8 protein-coding genes and 1 pseudogene are annotated in these 18,377 nt (G+C 46.4%); 2 read left to right on the forward strand and 7 right to left on the reverse strand.

The window, feature by feature from the left end; all coding sequences use genetic code 11:
• Window positions 1-324: 324 nt before the first annotated feature.
• The 6 genes from HBN68_RS21675 to HBN68_RS21700 form a co-directional block, all read right to left on the reverse strand.
• Window positions 325-3,996 carry an RHS repeat protein gene (locus HBN68_RS21675; protein ID WP_169966111.1) on the reverse strand — a complete coding sequence of 1,224 codons (3,672 nt, stop codon included), beginning with the start codon at window positions 3,994-3,996 and terminating at the stop codon, window positions 325-327.
• Between the two features lie 95 nt (window positions 3,997-4,091).
• The gene (locus tag HBN68_RS21680) at window positions 4,092-5,219 is read right to left on the reverse strand and encodes a hypothetical protein (RefSeq protein ID WP_169966113.1); all 1,128 of its coding nucleotides are present in this window, start codon (window positions 5,217-5,219) and stop codon (window positions 4,092-4,094) included.
• Entirely contained in the window at window positions 5,216-7,732 is a 2,517-nt protein-coding gene (locus tag HBN68_RS21685; protein WP_169966115.1) for a hypothetical protein, read from the reverse strand. Before HBN68_RS21685 ends, HBN68_RS21680 begins: the two co-directional genes overlap by 4 nt.
• Window positions 7,733-7,998: 266 nt before the next feature.
• Window positions 7,999-8,178, reverse strand: coding sequence for a hypothetical protein (locus tag HBN68_RS21690; protein ID WP_169966117.1), 180 nt, complete (start codon window positions 8,176-8,178; stop codon window positions 7,999-8,001).
• A gap of 54 nt (window positions 8,179-8,232) precedes the next feature.
• Window positions 8,233-10,617: a hypothetical protein gene (locus HBN68_RS21695; RefSeq protein ID WP_169966119.1), complete on the reverse strand. Its 2,385-nt coding sequence runs from the start codon at window positions 10,615-10,617 to the stop codon at window positions 8,233-8,235.
• Window positions 10,618-10,642: 25 nt separating this feature from the next.
• Complete coding sequence (locus HBN68_RS21700) at window positions 10,643-12,448, reverse strand: hypothetical protein (RefSeq protein WP_169966122.1); 1,806 nt, start codon at window positions 12,446-12,448, stop codon at window positions 10,643-10,645.
• A gap of 240 nt (window positions 12,449-12,688) precedes the next feature.
• Here HBN68_RS21700 and HBN68_RS21705 point away from each other — a divergent pair, with 240 nt between their 5' ends.
• Together HBN68_RS21705 and HBN68_RS21710 are read left to right on the forward strand one after the other, a co-directional pair.
• On the forward strand, window positions 12,689-13,921 hold the full coding sequence (locus tag HBN68_RS21705; protein ID WP_169966124.1) for a hypothetical protein: 1,233 nt from the start codon (window positions 12,689-12,691) through the stop codon (window positions 13,919-13,921).
• A 10-nt stretch (window positions 13,922-13,931) separates the two neighbouring features.
• Window positions 13,932-17,693 (forward strand): RHS repeat-associated core domain-containing protein, encoded by a 3,762-nt coding sequence (locus tag HBN68_RS21710; RefSeq protein ID WP_169966126.1) that lies wholly within the window; start codon window positions 13,932-13,934, stop codon window positions 17,691-17,693.
• Window positions 17,694-17,726: 33 nt separating this feature from the next.
• On the opposite strand, the pseudogene HBN68_RS21715 reads toward HBN68_RS21710, so the two are convergent.
• Window positions 17,727-18,257, reverse strand: a pseudogene (locus HBN68_RS21715) (transposase); the annotation flags it as partial.
• Window positions 18,258-18,377: the final 120 nt, after the last annotated feature.

Raw genomic sequence — 18,377 nt, forward strand, 5'->3', positions numbered from 1 at the left:
AGAACGGCTACCACTGGCGGACTCGGTTGAAGATTACGAAGCGCTGTTGCCGTGGAACTGCTCGCCGGTATCGCCCAGCTAAGCGCTCTACCCATCTTGTAGTCGGTGGGGTTTATGGAGCGCTTACTTTTGATCGACTGCCGTTTTTGAAAGCGCCGATTACGACGTAGCTGAAAAACATGGGGCTATTTCAGACCATCCTTAGTTTGATCATTTCTGGTGAGCAGTTCCACGGTAGCAAGGCTTCATAATCCGAGAGAGGTAACACCCTCTCTCGGATTGTTTATACTTACTGCTTGAATGTTACCAGCCTTGTTACAGATATTAAGATGCGGAAGTGCTAACACTCCTTAAACGATTAAGTTCGTCATACGCCATAAGGCGTCCCGCCTCATCCTCTACCAAATTACCATTTTCATCATAAACCAACTCAACAATGGTCCGCTCACCGCCATCAACAGAATATGAAAAGCTGGTTAACTGTACCGGATCAAGCGACGTGAATTGATACACGGCATTGTGTGTGCCACCATCGGCATAAAGAGTGGTAACCTCTGTAATGTTATCCAGCTCGTCGAAAATGAATATTTGAGTATTGATGGGTTTGCCAAACGGGTCTATCGGTGGTTGGCTGCCCGTGCACTCATATACTTCCAGGCGACCACGCGCATCGTAAGAGTACCTTTCATCTCTAATGATTTGTGCCCCTTCACTCAAGACCCTTGAAGTCAAGTTATCAACTTCATCGTATTCTTGCTGCAGGGTTTGCTCTACACCACTAAGATCGAATGTTCGCAATATTTCACGCCCATACACGTCATACTCAAGAGCCACACTTACAGATTGTTTGCTTGATCCATCAACGGTATTAATATTTTTTATAAGCCCCAAACTATTGTATTCAAAATCCGAAACGATCTCCCCTAATGCAGTTCGAGACATACGCCCCGCGTCTTCAAGTTTATACGTATAGGTTTGTGTGTGGCCTAACACATCAGTATAAGAAAGCAACCGTGACTGCAAACTGTATTTATAGCTCATCTCCAAGGGGTCAGCACCAAAGTGAGAAACCGTCTCTGCTTTGACCTCCCCTGTGCTTAGGTACTCACGCACGAGTGACTGGCCTGCCTCGCTGCATTCAAGCAAACGTGCGTTCTGTTTGTCATAAATATAAGAAGCACTCGTACCTTCATCCACTAATCTACGCGCCACAGGCTCCTCCCCTAGCGCTGGAAAATAGTCATATTCAATCGTCTGCCCGCGTGCAGTAGTGGTACTGCAGGGTTGAAGTTGACCTGGTTTATAGGCGAAGTCTTTACTGCGACCACCGGTAATAGAACGGGTAAGACGACCCAAGCCGTCAAAGCTTTGCGTACCTAGAACGCGCCCGGCAACACTGATTAGGGTGGGTAAGTCCTCAGTGCTGTGCCGTGCATACTCACGAAGAACCTTTGTTCCATCAGGCAGTCTTGTCTCGATAATTCGATCATAAACATCATATTTATAGGTTGTGTCACGCCCCCTTGCATCCACCTCCTTGGCAAGACGCCCCAGCCCATCATAAAACCGTTCATCCCGGCTATAAATTAATTCGCCAGCACCGTCGAAGCGCTCTGTCGTTACTGGGGTATCAAAGTCATTTAATTTTATGACGGTATAATCATAAAGCACTGATGAATCCGGCGCTTGACTCCAAGACGTTACAATTTTACCGGGCCAGTCAACTGTACCAATTAGATTGGTAGACTCAGTCACTTTTACCCCATCAGGGCGTACTTCGGTTAATTGCTGACCCCAATCATCATAAATAAAGGTAGTTTTAAGCTCTAGGGCTTGAGTGTCATCAAGCCAATCAAATTGAACTTCCTCAATAAGATTACCAAAGACATCGTATTCAGCAGCATACGTATCACGTAAATCTTCCGCTATTGTGCGATTTTCAGCATCAGCATTTTGTCTTTTCTGAGCGATTACTCGATTGAAGCCATCCAGTGAAGTTTGAGTTTTTACACCCTTGACGTTGGTCTCGGTTTGGGTCGGATAAACTGCTGATCCCGGGGTATACAGGGTGTATGTGTAAGTCCGCTCAGCGGTATAGTCCGGTTGATCGGGTGATACAACCTCTCTCACTACGCGCATCAATACATCATAGGTAAATTGGATAGTGACGTTATTTTCATCTTGCATCAATAGCGGCTGACCGTGTATCAAAGAGGTTTTACTCGTCACAATTTTTGTTGCCGTATCAAAATTATTACTTGCAGTACTTATTATTTGCAACACCGTTTCATCGGCTCGACTAAAATCTCCAGTGACCGGCAAATATTCAAAGTCGGTGAAGAGACAGAGATCTGTTTCATGACTTTCTGATGATGCGGAGAAGCTTAACGTTTCTTTTTTTATGCGGCCATAAAGAAACTGATTTTCCAAGTCGCTGTGGTAGCTGTATTGGGTTGTTTGCAACGTACGATCGTAAGTATCAGAGACCTCAAGCAGCGCCTCGCTTTCCACAGCCAACCAATCTGAATGTACTGGATCGAGCCCAGCCAATTGAATATATCGATAACGAGTGGTCAGTGTCGGCGCACCGGTATATTCACTCCCTGCTGGAACTGTCACTTGCTCTTTTAAATTACGTACAAATTGTTCAGGGTCAGCTGGACACCCATCTTCTGCTTCAAGCCCATAGTAAGTACTGATTTGAGAGACACCATTGACATCTACCTGGCAGATCAGATTTCCGTACTGATCGTAATCGGTAACTTTTACTTCTGAACGAGAAGCTCCGTTAAGCGACCAGAACGTTACAACCCTATGAGGCAATTGGAAATTATTAGGCTGAGATTCAAATTCAACGTCGAGGGAGTGATACGTTGTACTGACTCGCTTGAGGGCTCCATTTTGAATGGTCGATTCTTCAGTCAGCAAATGAAAAGAATTAAATGTACGCTCCGTACGCCGAACTTCATTACCCTCGACCATCAAATATTCGACCGTGCTGTAATCATAACCGGTCACTTGGTAAAGGTTGTCAACACCCTCGTTGCTCCATATCAAACCCGGCGCACCAAAGCCTAAAAAATTGTGGTGCGTTTTCTGTTCTGGAGCGGGTAAATCATAACCATAGGCAGTTTCAATAATGGGTTGACCACAACCAGGGTCCGCGAGGTGCCTGGTCACACGTGGCAAGTTCGAGGCATTGGTATCGGGATGTCGATGTCCTTCGTCTTCATAGTAAACCCACTCATAACTGCCAGTGGGTGTCGCAACTTCGCTAATGCAGTGATATCCACGCACATCTTTATACTTAAATAACCAGTGCGCATTGTCCTCAGTGGGTAACGTCAGTATTGTCTGCAAATCACCTGCATTATAGGTCATGTTATAGACAGCCAAAGGCAAACCGTCTGCTCCTGAATAAGGGTAAAACCTTACAGACACCGTACCCTCGCCGATGACAAGGTCAAGCAACGTATCTCCTCGCCCATCTTTTATATGAGAGAGCACATACGAATCCTTATACGGTTTATAGTCTAAACTGACTTGGCGTCCTTCGCGACTGTAAACTCGAACGGGCAACGCCAATGAACCAAAGACACGCAGTACTTCTGTGACACCTGTTTTATAGACAACCCTATACTCCTCTCCTTCTTTGTAAACTCGAAAACTATCGAGCTTCTTTTCACCCATGGTCAACTGACCATTCGCAGTGGCCCCTGTGACTCTGAAGGTTTCCCCGGAGCTTAAGGACAAGACATTATTAACAAGATTGTATTCTGTTTGCTGCAAACTCCAACCAGGGCCAAAGCCTGTGTCGCGCATATTAAGCGCGCTAAACACCAATGATAAAGGGACGATGGGCCCCACTAAATCATTGGTTTTAAGTTCAGGAAGATTGATAGCAACACTGTATTGCCCAGTCCTAGGATCCACACCGCCCATCAAATAACTCATAAAATTGAACGCATTTGAATGCACTGCATTAGACGTGGCCATGAGAGATCACCTATATGACAAGAAAGACAGGACATTCAAACTCGTCGAACATCCTGTAAAGTAGGGACATTGAGCTGCCTAACTCGATAAGTTGATTACTGAGCTGGATGTGTTGTGTCCGGTGTAGGCGGTATGATCTGAATACAGGACAGCTTGCCTTTTGTCTCGCCTGTATTATATTCTTTATCAACCAACATCAGACCGGCAGCACCCAAGTTAACCGGCAACGGTTTACCGGGTTTAACGTCCGACTCAAAAAGAGCAGTAATTTCGACCCTCGGTGTGGTAGTGCTCTTTTTAGTGACTTTCAGTTTAGCTATCCAGTCAGGAGTTTTATCATCTTCACGATTCATAAAACAGGCTGCTTCCGAGGACAAATAGATTAATGTACCCGACGCCATATTGACTAATTCGAGCGCATAAACATCATCATTCGGACAACTCTGCGGGTTAGTCGGACCTTTTTTATTCCCATGTTCATCACGCCATATCGAAAAGCGATGGGTATAGGCATCCCAACCAGGAATCGTACAATCCAACTTACCATCTCCGCCCTCACTACCCCATAACTGAATATACGACGATGCATGAATGTTGGTAGCCGATGAAACAGTAGATTCAGCTATTTTAGGGGCCGCCTCGGTCTGAGCCAAAACACCAGTACTACTTGTGGTGTCCGGTGTGGCAGGTTCAATCCGAACACATGACAATTTGCCTTGAATGTTGTTTCTAACAAATTGCCCGCCAAGTAACTCCAACCCTGGAGCTAGAATGACATGTTTATCAGGATTGTTGAGCTTACTGTCCAGATTCGCCTTGAGCCCTTTAAGATACAACTCATTAACTGACGTTTTTTTATTTCTGGTGACTGCGTTGAAAATCCAATCCGCATCTTCATTTGTCAGATCGCAATCATGTTCCGAGAGGAGCCAGATTTTAGTCATGGACGGCACATTCTTAAGCCCAAAAGAATACGCTTCATCATTAACACAGCCATACTCGTTGTTTTTAAAATCCACCGCTAGCTTTTCAATTGGAATTTGACAATTTTCTACCGGCGAGCCATCACTCCCTGCGTTATAAATTATAATTTTCGCTGCGTCATCAGGTAACACTGTCACGGCAGGTGAGGCCGATACCCTTGAACCCACGATCACAGTACTTACGCAGACCATCAACATGGCTAGGTTCACGCGTTGCATATTGGTTTTTGAAAGAATCATGACTTCACAGCCTCGCCCGTGATGGGATCCTGAAGAAATGTTGTTAATAACAATTTATTTCGGCTGTCTGGATTAGTTTCCGTGTCGAATGAAATCGTAATGCCGTGGAAGTTACCGTCATAATCTGTGAGGTGAAAATTAAGGGGGCGATACATGTCCTTCCTTGTGGCCATATCACGCGTGAGGTATGAAAAATCATCAACACGATGCATACTGACAACCACTTGTCCAGGGCTAGGTTTATACGCCGGCTCTATGGGCATGTCTGTCAATTCTGGCCTCAATGAAATCAGCCGAGGATCAAACATGAGAACTTTAGGCTCAGGGTGATTTACTAAATAGGCGGCTTGCCCGGTAAAACTAGCCATAACCTCTTCTAGCACATCACTTTCAAATTGTAGCGTCGACAAACTTATATTCATGGGCGTGAGGTTGTTATTGACAGTCACCATCTCGTTAAGCAGAAACGGTGATTCTGGATAAGACAACATCCAATAATCAATGGTCACGTAATTGAAGCTAAACGGATAGTCACCATTTTGATCTTGATTACCCCCATCTTCAGTATAAACCCTGCTATTTTTGAATGAATAAGAGTCCGCAGTCAGTGTGGGGCGCGAGACGAGAGTAATAGACACTTTCCCTTGATCGACATCACCTTCCACTGTTGAATCATGAATAAATTCAAAGCGATCTGTTAAGCGCAAGAAAAATTTCTTGGTTTCAAGTTTTTCGGGACGGGCCACAAGATAAAGATGTGCAGTCGTCGTTGCCAACGCTTCAGCACCTTCTGCTGTGCGATGAGCAGAAGGTTTATCCCCCATAAACCTAAACATGTTGTTCTTCGTAGAATAAGCCCATTCAATCTCTTTAGCGCCATAAGGAATGCCATAGTTATCATTGGCATCCATATTTAACAAAGGATGATTAGTATCCTCCCTAACAACACACAAACTGTCTTTTTCCTCTGGTGTCAACTCACCCCCTGTTGTTACAAGCGTCACGAGAAGATGAACTTGCTGAAAACCATTAGCATAAACTCGGCCTTCATGAGCGGCGTCGCCCGGCTGTTTGCCATCAACCACCACAACGTCCATCGTAATGCTAGTCCACATGTCCTGAGGCTTAAAGCCTGTTGTTTCAATAATGCTGTATCCAGATTTAAAATCTCCCTCCCCCATATCAACACTACAGTGCACTACACTCACGTGTGGTTCTTCTGCGTCTGAGGCTGTAAATAAACCATTTTCATCAACACTACCGGCACCACTAATAATCGACCACGTAGCCTTACGTGAGCCGGTATATGAGGATGTCAGTTGAACCGTCTGAAGGGGCGTTACGTTATCTTGAAATGCAGGCTCGACAGCAATGTCCTGATACCAGGACAATAGAACAGAGGTGTACATGACCTGTTGGGTTGTCTCGTTATAAGCCTTAATACGTTGCTCGACCAAACCTAAACCTAATAACTCAGTCGGCGGTGGCGGTGTGTATAAAACGACATTACCCTCCGGCTGTACGGATCCGTAGTTTGTATCCAGTAAAGTCCATGTCACTTTTTCATCAGGGGCGGCCGAGGCCGTTAATACAATAGGTTCCGAATTAGCCCATTGAACAGGCAGGGTGGTCTTGACCGCACCTGACAGAATGTCTGCGGCGCTGAGGCCAACTTGGCGCTCAGATATTCGAGGTGAAATAGAAACATCTTCATAGGCCACAAGCAGCAAGGCGGACGCTTTATAATCCTGCCCCGCAGATGAATAACGACCGGTCACCACTACTCGCAGGGTCTCCTCACCTACGTTTTTTCGGGTACCTGCCGTATACACTCCGTTATGATCGATCGTACCTGCACCTGCACTGCCAGCGCTATTCAAACTACGCACTTCCCAAGTGGCTTGCACCGCCTGACCCGCTGAGTTTTTGAAACTAAACCTTTGCTGACTACCTGCTCTGATGGTTGAAAACGTGGGTTCAACGCTATAGGACGTTGCACTACTCGCCACATTACCAAATACTATTCTGTCATGAGGCGTATGTTCTGAGATGACCTCAAAGTGATTTTGCCCCGGGAACAGCAAGGTCGTGAGCAACTTCATATTATCTTCATTAGCTGAAGTCACGAGCGAGTTATGAATCACGAGTGCTGCAGAGTATTGGTCACGCTGATCAATTTGATCGTCAGGAATGAAATAATTAAAATCAGAATCTTTTCCCGGCCATGTAATGCCAGGCGTACTTCCTGCCACATCAATAAAGACCACTACAGCGCCGTCGCCGTTATCGACAGCCGTCTCTAATTGGCTCGCCGGTGACCGCTGTGTTCGTATATAAAATCTGACCGGGGTCAAAGGATTGTAGCCTGTCAAATCCAACACACCCAATTGAAATATCTTTTTATGCGCTGGAAGTTCGGCAAAATATACTTTGAGCAGCTTGATAATATTGTCATTTATTTCTGGAAGCGTCCCTATATTGGTGCTGAAATTATCCGCTCCAGAAAAGTTCATTGTGATACGGCCTACCCTGTCTATATCACCCCGTGTGACAGACAGATCGACCTCAAATCTTACGTAAAAACCATGTGTTTCCTTTATCTTAACCCACGAGTTTAAGACGGGTTGTTGACCGGGTAACCGTTTTATTTCGCTGTAGCTCCCGCCGACAACACTCAAAGTTACTGTGACCCTGGACCTATCCAAGTCAGCACTTTCAAACGACAGTAACGGCCTCCCTAAAATAAGACTTTTAATGTTGACATCTCGATATAGAGCATCTAAAGAGAAAGCGCCTTTAAAAAAGGGAAATAACGCCCCTCACTGTAGCCCTCAATAAACTGTTGCTCAATCAAATTATTGACACGCGCTCGACTAAAGGCGGTGATTGCACCCCACCCCCAAGTGCTCGACTTACCCTCCATCGAGGCTAGGATGGCATCACGGGAATTATTAGGCATGATAGCAGCTCCACTGAATAACATGATTACGAATAAAACCGGCACGAAATAGCGTTATAAAACTTTATCACTCTTGATATTTTTATGAGAGGGATGCTCTCCACGTCGAATTAATGTCGCCAACGATTTACCCGTGGGATCAAGTTTAAAAACATCGACGCCAATATCCTCTCCGTCATTGAAAAGGCCATGAAGGATGATGGTAGGCTCCGGTTCTTGGGGGTCACAGGTATAGATACCCGTATCAGCATCGATAGCTCCCGGCCCATCCAACAGCTCCCATTTGCCCTTTTTCTTGTTACCTGACCCTGATGACACCCCATAAAACTCGTAAGTGCCAGGTACGTCACAAACATCGTAGTTCATTAAGATCAAACCACTTGCCAGGCACAATGCTACAGCGGTGCCCGTACTGCCATTACCCTCGGATTCAAACTCTATCCTTTCGAGTTTATAGCCGACGGTCGGAGCGGGCCTAGGCCCAGGTGAGTAAATCCAAACATTCATCTCTGTCTCACTGGGCGCTATTTTCCCATCCGTATCAGTCGGCAATACCGGCGTTAAAAGGGATTTATCATGTGCCACTGCCCTGACTGGAAACTGAGAATCAAAACTCACTTTAAAAAATTCAGGACTGACCAAAATGGATTGATGAAAAACTGACAGCAACGCAAAACATTTTGCCTGCGTAGGTTCATCTATTACTGTAACTTTCACCTGCAGAAATCCATCCCCTCCTACTTCAGAGGGGGCTGTATACAGGCCCGTACGCTCATTAATACTGCCAAAATCGAGTGCCATTAACCCCTTGCTGTCAGCCAGAGGTTCGACCGTCCATTTGAGATTCTCAGTTCCAACAGAAGAGTTAATAATGAATTGATAAGTCTGCCCTTTCAATACTTTAGGCATTGGATCAGTCACTTGAATCGCTGTCAGTGCCGGCCGGATGTTCCCAAATGCCACCAAATCACCAGGCGTATAAACCTCTTTCAAACTGACGATGTCGTTAGCTTTGAACAGTATATTCTGCAGCACAAAGGTATTAAAGTCCGGAACATGCTGAGCGAAGCGGCGTAGCGCACTGTCAATTGCTTTTTCAACCCCCCCCTTGAAGAACAGATCGGAAATTTCATCCCAAAGATCAGTGACGGCATACGGCATTTGGTTATCAACGTCAAACACCGGCGCAAGTAACATACCCCCGTAAATATCATCCTTAACCGAAAGACTAATTTCCGTATCCCCAACCGTCACAAATTCTCCCAACAGTTTTTTCTTCCAATTCAACTCCACTGGATAGAGGGAAGTGCCATGATTTACGTTGAAGGTTTCAAAAGCATTCCACTCAATTAACACGCGGCATTTATCGATTGAGCACGTAAATCTCGCCTCGGCTTTATTGCTCGCTGACTTAGCCAAAGAAATGGATGGAATGCCAAAGCTTAAATCTTCAACAGGCCAATCAAGGTCAACGGAAACTGCGACTCCTCCCGCTGTAGCCCTCAACATGAAAAATTCTTTAGTTGCAGGTTGAATGGCTTCAAGTGCAGAATCGCCTACTGGTGAATTCCCCATTTTGGCAACCCCTTTTTGAAGTATATTTTTCATAAGGGTTTTATTACTGATTACAATCGCCGCGGTGAAATCACCATCATCAGGGATCATATAAATTGGGTCGACAGCCACCCCGCCAGGGGAGCTGCCCTCAAGCGCTACAGACACAACCACCGCACCGTCATTAACTTCATCGTCCAGCATGCGTGTCCCTCTGAGTGCAGGAGGCAGTCGCACATCAATTTTAAAGGACTCTGGATTCCATATTGAACCATCTACATTGGCAATTTCACTGATAAGTATTCTCTGGTGCTCGCCAGACAGCACTTGCTTCAGATATTCCTGCAGTTGCTTGCCCACCTGAGTGCTTTCATCACCGACCTCACTAAAGTTAAAAATAAAATCCGTGGCATCTGAGATATCCAGATACACTTTACCTTCTTCTACAACACCTGAAGACACCGGTATTAATGCGACCAACGTAGGCCCCATCATAGGATTAAGTATATTCTCATACCTAATATCATCACCATGACTACTAATGATAGTTCCACTCTTGGCAAACCACGTGACTCGCAACGTGGGCTTCAAATATATTTCTTGTGAAACAAAAGAAATTAATGGTTCGGACAACACAACATCAACAAAATCAAGTCTATTTTCAGTGCCTTTCAGGTGCGCAGTATAATTGATTGGCTCATACCAGCTTTCATTAGAAAACTGGTTAACATAATCTTGCACTAACACCTGATTGGCCATACTACGATTATAGTGCAACACCGCATCCCATTGACTAGCAACAGAACCTTCTGCCATTCTATCTAAAATAATGGACTTCGAATTCCCTACCTTTTTCATATTCGCACCTATTTTATTATCCAGCATTAATAGAATCGAAGCTGATGCACAATCACGTCACAATGGTTAGTTCAGCAGGAACTGTCGCTATGTAACTTACTCCACCATCCAAACTAATATACGCTCGAACGCTCAACTTGCTTGAGACAGCAAGTGCTTGAACGATCTCATTCGCCAAATTTGCTTTTATGTAACCGGCGTCATATTCACTTTCGCTCACGGGCTCACCGTCAGCTTCTGTGCCCCGTAAAAAATGAGTTTGCGCACCCGCTATAGCGATAACTTTAACCCGCTGTCCTTGTAGAAAGTACGGCCACTTGCTCTGTGTAAATTCTGCACCACCTGCACTTTGCACTTCCGACTTACTTAAATTTCCAGAACTCTCAGGTTTAGTACACTGTACAGGTGTAATATCTGTAGGCAATAACGGGCTAATCTCCAGCGTATAAGCAGGTGATACCAGCGGCTCGTCGACCCCATCGACTATCACTTGATAGTAAACCGCTACAGATTTTCCTGCGTTGGGTGCCACAGCACACATGGGGATGTTCAATTCACGCTGACTTGTTCCGTCGCTGGCTCCCAGGTAGAAGCCCAATTGGCCGTCTTCATTGCAGCGCACTTGTGTCTTATCTGACCCGAACAATTCAACACTGTCTGGTATGCTTACCGCCACGCCACGAACAGCCCGCTTGGCGGTGATTTTCCCGATACCGGGCGCTTCCGGTGTGGCCTCAGGTACGTACGGGTATTCCTCGAGTTTACGTGCTTTACTGATATTCACTTCAAGTGGCTCACTCGAGCCATTTGCATTCAATCTGGAAAATTGATAACTAAAACGGACAGCCAAGTTACTGTTGCTGTTTAACCATTCATACTCATAGAACACATTAAAAAAACCACGATCCACAATAGTTTGATCAACGGTTAGTGCAATTATTTTGCTGACACCAAGGCGTGGTGCAATCGCTGACACTACAATTGAATCGCCGGGTAGCATGCGTGGATAATTACTAATGGTCAGTTGCAAACCATTCAAGTATTGCCCCGGATCTAAATAATCATCGACGCCCGGTATGACGATAGCCGGCAGCTTGTCCGGCGAGGGCGGAGATATGTACAGAGTCTGCATCGGCGATACCGTTACCGGTCGTGCACCATCGGCATACGTGACTGTGTAACTTAGTTCGACGCGACCTTTTAACATAATCAGCACCTTCGCTCTGGGAACAGGAAACTCCAACACCTGCCCTATGTGTTTATTTTCTATAACTGTTTTATAAGCGCTCACGGGTACTACTGCATCACCATTTTCTCTATAACCCGCCCAAATAAATTCGACCACATCTCCTGGCCTCATGTTTTCATAGGGAACGATGACGGCCGTAAATTCCGAGACATCCTCAGGTAAACCGTCTGGATCAAGATGCAGATTATGCGCCTCTCTTACCTGCACGACCGGCAGTAACGGCACCCAGGCCGCGCGCTTGCCTACATAAAAAAAACGGCGCAAGGACTCTTCGCTTCGCGAATTGCCTGTGCCTATTTGGTAAGAAAATGAGTAAAAGACAGTCCCTTGATCAAGTCTTTTTAACTCGGCGTTCGCAAATGTTATAGGGAAACCGTCAGGGGTAAGTTGTCGACTATCGTAGGCCACTTGGGAATCAACGTCGTCGTACCCTTCACCTAAAGCGCCACATCCGCGCCAATTAGGATAGATCAACGTTCCCTCAGCCAGATTCAGCCCCTCTACATCAACAAAGGTTTCTAAAGACGAACTACCAAGTGCGTCAAGGTCAACCGTGTTGTCGGCACCTAACCATCGTGGGATCGCTGGCATAGGAAGTGGGTTGCGCATCGCTAGTCTCCGATAAATGAGCCATTCCCTCAGCGTCGCAGGCGCTCGGTACGGCAGGTTTTAATACCTTTGTACGCCTTCATAGAGCGTGGCAGTACTAGCAGAACTACTAGGTTTCTCATCTATTTTTTGGTGCTACGTTAGCTATAAAGCAGCACCGACCTCAAAGCATAGGGTCCCTAACACTGCTTCAAGGGAGATGGACTGCGCGCTTAACACTATTCTATTGAGGCTTTTATTATGGCTGACAGCCCCCATTCAAATGCGTTTAACTTTATTAGTTACCTAGAACATCAAGTGGATCCGCGCACCGGCCAATACACCGCGTCCATTAGTATCCCCGACATTAACGCAAACCAGCTGTGCGGCCCCACGCTTCCGCTATCACTCACTTTTAACCCCTTAAACCGCTTGAATCAGGGATTCGGGCCTGGTTGGTCATGGCAACTTTCGCAGTACGAAATCAATACTCAACTATTAACACTTAGCACGGGAGAAACATTAAAAGTCGTTAACTGGGATGGGCCCAAAGCCATTTTCAGTGAACAAAAGCTAATAAACTTTAACTTCTATCGTGAATCGCCCGTCTCTTATCGAATTGCCCATAACTCAGGACTGACAGAAATACTAGAGCTTCAGAGCGCCCGTGCAATGCCAGTCAGGCACTACTCGCCCCAAGGTCACGATCTTAGTTTGACGTACGAGCCATGGGATGATGACTCTAAACCTGTCGATGTATTAAGTGGCGTTTACGACGCGCAAAAGCAAGTACTTTTCAAGGTTCATGATATTGGCTCCACCACATTAAAACTTGAGCTGTACCCTAACCTGGTTGATTACAACAGTACATACCTATGGAATTACGTGCCCGGAAGCCTTGAAAGCACCATCACTCTTCCTACTGAGGATAAAGCTCAATGGCGCTTTGGTTATAGTATGGTCAGAGATTGCTTTTGCATTTCAGAGGTCTATACCCCAAATGGGGCACGCGAGACTATTGTTTATGGTGATGAAGGCCACGGCCATCCTGCCGACCCAACCCTTCGTTTACCTAGAGTGACTGAGCATACAATTTCACCTGGCTCAGACCAACCGGATATTGTCACTCACTACAGCTACGTTCTTACACAGGCATCGAACAACCATAATTTTCTCGGCTATCAGGGCGCAGGCATCGTTTGGTCAGAGAACGGACTGGATAATCTTTATAACGTTTTTGGTGAATACAATTACGGTTCCATTCAAAAAATCATACAGGGAAGTAAAACAACTATAACAATTGAACGTACGTACAACCGCTTTCATTTGCTTACACAAGAACTGACGCGACAGAACGATAACGTGTGTGTCGTGAACACCCAGTATCATCTACTGCCGGACCGAAATTTTTTTCGAGCAGCCCCGCAACTTTCAAACCCCCCATATCATCAACAAATTGTGGTACTTGGACTCCGACAAGAATACAGCGCGTGAAGAATCCGAAGTGATTGAATTCGACATGCATGGGAATGTTACTTATCATCTTTTTGCAGACGGCAGATCGCAAGTCAACACTTATTATTTAGCCGAAGGCGAAGGTCAACCGGACGATGATTTATATTGCCCAGCTCACCCTGAAGGCTTTGCCCACTCGCTCAAGACCAAAAAATTAATACCGGCTCGTTCTGATTATGGCGATGCGTCTATATCAGTACTTCAATACCGTTATGACACCCTGAAATCGCTCCGTCCTGAGATTCCAGACAGCTTGGTGAACGTGACTGAAACGCGCTTCCAAGTCACTATCGAACACGATAACTTCGGACGGCAAACAGAAATCTATATACCGTTGCAACAGATTGATTTTCTGTATCACAACACCCCAGAAAATAAGTTAACCCATGGACGGATGAGCTGCAAAGCGACACACGTCAATCAATACACCAGTTACCTTCACTATGAATACGCAGAGGGCACAGACGAACAGGGACAACCGTACTTGGAAACGCGACAAACAATGAGTAATAACACTGATGGAACATCACGTACTACGCTTACGCGGGCGTCCTGTCTTTCCGGGCAAAATATATTCTTACGTGATGAATATGGGGTTGAGTCCGCCTATACATTCGATCACCTGGGCCGTACTACATCCGAATCTATCGCACCTGATACCGATTCTTCAGTCACTGTACACTTTCACTACGCACTGGCCGTGGAAGAAGGATTAGTCAAAGAACAGACCATTACAGATGCACAAGGTGTTAAGGCACGTATCTTTTACGATGGCCTGGACCGAGTAGTTTATAAAGAGCGACAAGACACGGGAAACGGTACACAGGCAAATGAATTTCGCCAAACTTTTTCCGCTCGCTATGACGACTTAGGAAATCTGATTGAAGAAACCCATTACGATTGGATTGACGATACTCACTCACTTAAACTCACCAGTCTTTTTATCTACGACGATTGGAACCAACGCATTGGGACAATCGGACCCGATGGGGTTCAACGGTATGAAGTCACTGACCCTATTGGTTTAAAAAACAGTGATGGTATACGAGAACGCACAGTCACTAGTTGGACCCAAGCACGCAGCAAACGCATTGCTAAACAGGGCCTAACACGTACTCGGTTGTCTGCAATGGGTAAACCACTGCACATTGAGCAGCTTGACTCAAATAATACGATCGTCAGCCTCTACCAGTTCCGTTACGACGGCGCCGGTAATTGTGTTGCAGAAATAGATCAGCGAGGGAATGAAACCCTCTACACTTATGATGCCTTGAACAGACTCACCGTCAACATTCTTCCTGATTCAACCCGTGTGTTACATACCTATGCATCTCACAGCAATACTGCCCTAATAGAAAAAGTTGAAGTCGAGACTAATGGCAAACCTCGGACGGCGCTCGGCACACAGGTATTCGACGGCATCGGTCGCATCGTTCAATCGCATGTTGGGCGACGCAGCGAAACGCGCACTTATGAGGAAGGCCAGTTCCATGTCAGCGAACGTAAAACGCTCAAGAACGTTCCTATCAGTTACGCGTATAATTTCAACCTCACTGACTCACCTATCCGCACAAAAGCAGATGACGAGACCACATTTGAGTATGACAATACCACTGCTCTTCTAACACATGCCGTTAACTACGAAGGCTCTCGGGATTATATCTATAACGACATCAATCAATTAAAAGAAGACCTTTGGAGTGATAACAGCGGTAACGTCATCCGCACCCAATATGCCAGTAGCCTGCTGGGGCGTCAACTCAGCCGTAAAGAAACAATTAACGGCGTCACTAACAACCAAGCTACCACCACCTATCATTATGATGCACAGGGGCGTATCAGCCGAATGGTACAAGGCGCTCTCGAGTCGAGCTTCACGTACGACATATTTGGCCGCTTGCACACTACGACGACTAAAGATACAAGCACTACGAAAGTAAGCCAATTGTTGACAACACTGAAATACGACTTTATGGGCCGTGAAGTAAGCCGCTGTATGGCACTCAACGGCCAATCTCTGCGCACCATTACTCAAACATGGAATATTCAGGACCTGCTTGAGTCTCGACATCTTCAGCTCGGTGAAAAAACATTACTGAAAGAACGTTTTAATTACGACTCCCGAGGACGCTTAACGGAATACGAATGCGAGGGCGAATCCTTGCCCAAGGATGACTATGGTCACGCAATAATCATGCAAATATTTGATTTCGATGGTTTAGACAACATTATTCAATCTTTGACGATCTTTCAGGATGGTACGGAAGATTATTCATCATTCACTTTCCATCCACATGACCCGTGCCAATTATTAACGGTCAGCCACAGCCATCCACGTTACATTGAAGATGGTCGAGCATTATGTAAGTTTTCATTCGATGAAGACGGTAACCAGATAAATGATGAGTTTGGTAACCTTCTGAAGTACGACAGCCTCGGGCGCTTGCTATGTGTTGAGGTTGAAAGCTCAGGAACCCCTGTTTCGAGTTTTCGCTATGACAGCCACAATCAATTAATCGCCTCTCAATATAAGAATGAAAGTGAACGTCTGCGTATGTATGAGGGAATTCAACTGGTCGGAACCCTACAGGACAACATCCACACCCAACTTTTTCGCAACACGGATCAGGCACTGGGCCAACAACGTCCAGACGATGCAGGTCAGACGTTGCTGTTTATGACTGACGCCAATAGAAGTATCGTTGCACACAGTCAACAAGACACCGTAACCACCGCGAGCTACGATGCCTACGGCGGTACAGGAGAATGGCCGTTGGACAGTGTGCTGGCTTACAACGGAGAAGTGCGTGAAGCAGGCAGTGGTTGGTACCTTCTGGGTAAAGGCTATCGCGCTTACAATCCTTCGCTCAGGCGTTTTCATAGCCCCGATTCTTTCAGCCCGTTTGGGGTAGGAGGGCTTAATCCTTATGTTTACTGTTTAGGCAACCCCATTCGATTCCGCGACCCGACAGGGCATTATTCCTATGGCCAACAATTGGATTCGGCCAACCCTGTCTATGTTCGTACGTCACCCATTGCAGGTGTTAACTTGGTCTCCGGACTTATTATTGCTGTTGGGATTGCTATATCAGCCGCGATAACGGTAGCTACTTGGGGTACAGGAACAGCCCTTGCAATTGCTATAGTATCCGTAGCGATCGACATAGCGGCTACGACTGCAGGCATTCTCTCGATGTATACCAGGGATGACGCCAGCAAGAACCTTGATTTGGCAAGTTACGCCGGATTGATTCCTATAGTTGGGGGGTCTTCAGCTAAGAGGGTTTCTTCTGCTGTTGGTGATCTAGCAACTAACCTGGACACATCTACCGCGACGGCTGCGAGGAAGCTCTCATCGTTTTCAGACCCTATTAACCAGGGCGTAACAGTCAGCACGGCTCCAGGACGCTTAATGGATATGGCATCAGACATGCCGCCCGGTCCAACGCCATTGTATGTCGCGCCCTTAACGCGACAACTAAACGTTGCGAACCCTTTTTTCAATCGTAGGTACACAGAAAACCCACTGTTTGAAGCAGAGGCCATTACGTCGAACGTCCCGACAAAACAGACCATTACGCCTAACGTCGCGACAAAACAGACCCTGTCGCCGCCAGATGTTTCGATTGAAGCATCTCCAAATACGGCAAGGGGCGGTTGGACGAAACCGAATGGAAAGTGGGTTCTCACGCCTGACGATGTGGTCATTACAACGCAAGCCGGCAGGAGAACTAAAGGCTATTCACTTTAAACCATAAGCGTCCGGGCATCCCGTCTTGCGCAGCTAAGCTGGTTGCCAACGATGCGGCAACAACTCCCCAATCTCACTCGCCCGCTGCGTCGGCAGGCGAGTAAGAACGTCCTTCAGATAAGCATACGCATCATGCTTGTTGAGCTTGGCCGATTGGATCAAACTCATCAACGCCGCCGCACGTTGACCGCTGCGTAGGGAACCGGCGAACAGCCAGTTTTTTCTTCCAAGCGCCCAAGGTCGAACTTGCTGCTCGATATGGTTGTTGTCTATCGGCACCGTGCCGTCGTCCAGGTAACGGCTCAACGCAGCCCAACGCTTGAGGCTGTAATCCAGCGCTTTGGTAATGCCTAAACCTGCATGCATAAGCTCACGCTGGGCGACCATCCAGGCATGAAACGCGTCCATCAGAGGTGCTGCTTTTTCCTGGCGTATTCGTCGTCGAGCGTCCGGTTCTAAATCGCGGACTTCACGTTCAATTTCATATAAGGCCGCGATGTACCGCAACGCTTGCTCGGCCAGCACGCTTTTATTGGTGACGTGCAGGTCGTAAAACTGTAAGCGCTCCATAAACCCCACCGACTACAAGATGGGTAGAGCGCTTAGCTGGGCGATACCGGCGAGCAGTTCCACGGCAACAGCGCTTCGTAATCTTCAACCGAGTCCGCCAGTGGTAGCCGTTCT

It is taken from the genome of Pseudomonas sp. WS 5078, assembly GCF_012985745.1.
Taxonomy (GTDB): domain Bacteria; phylum Pseudomonadota; class Gammaproteobacteria; order Pseudomonadales; family Pseudomonadaceae; genus Aquipseudomonas; species Aquipseudomonas lundensis_A.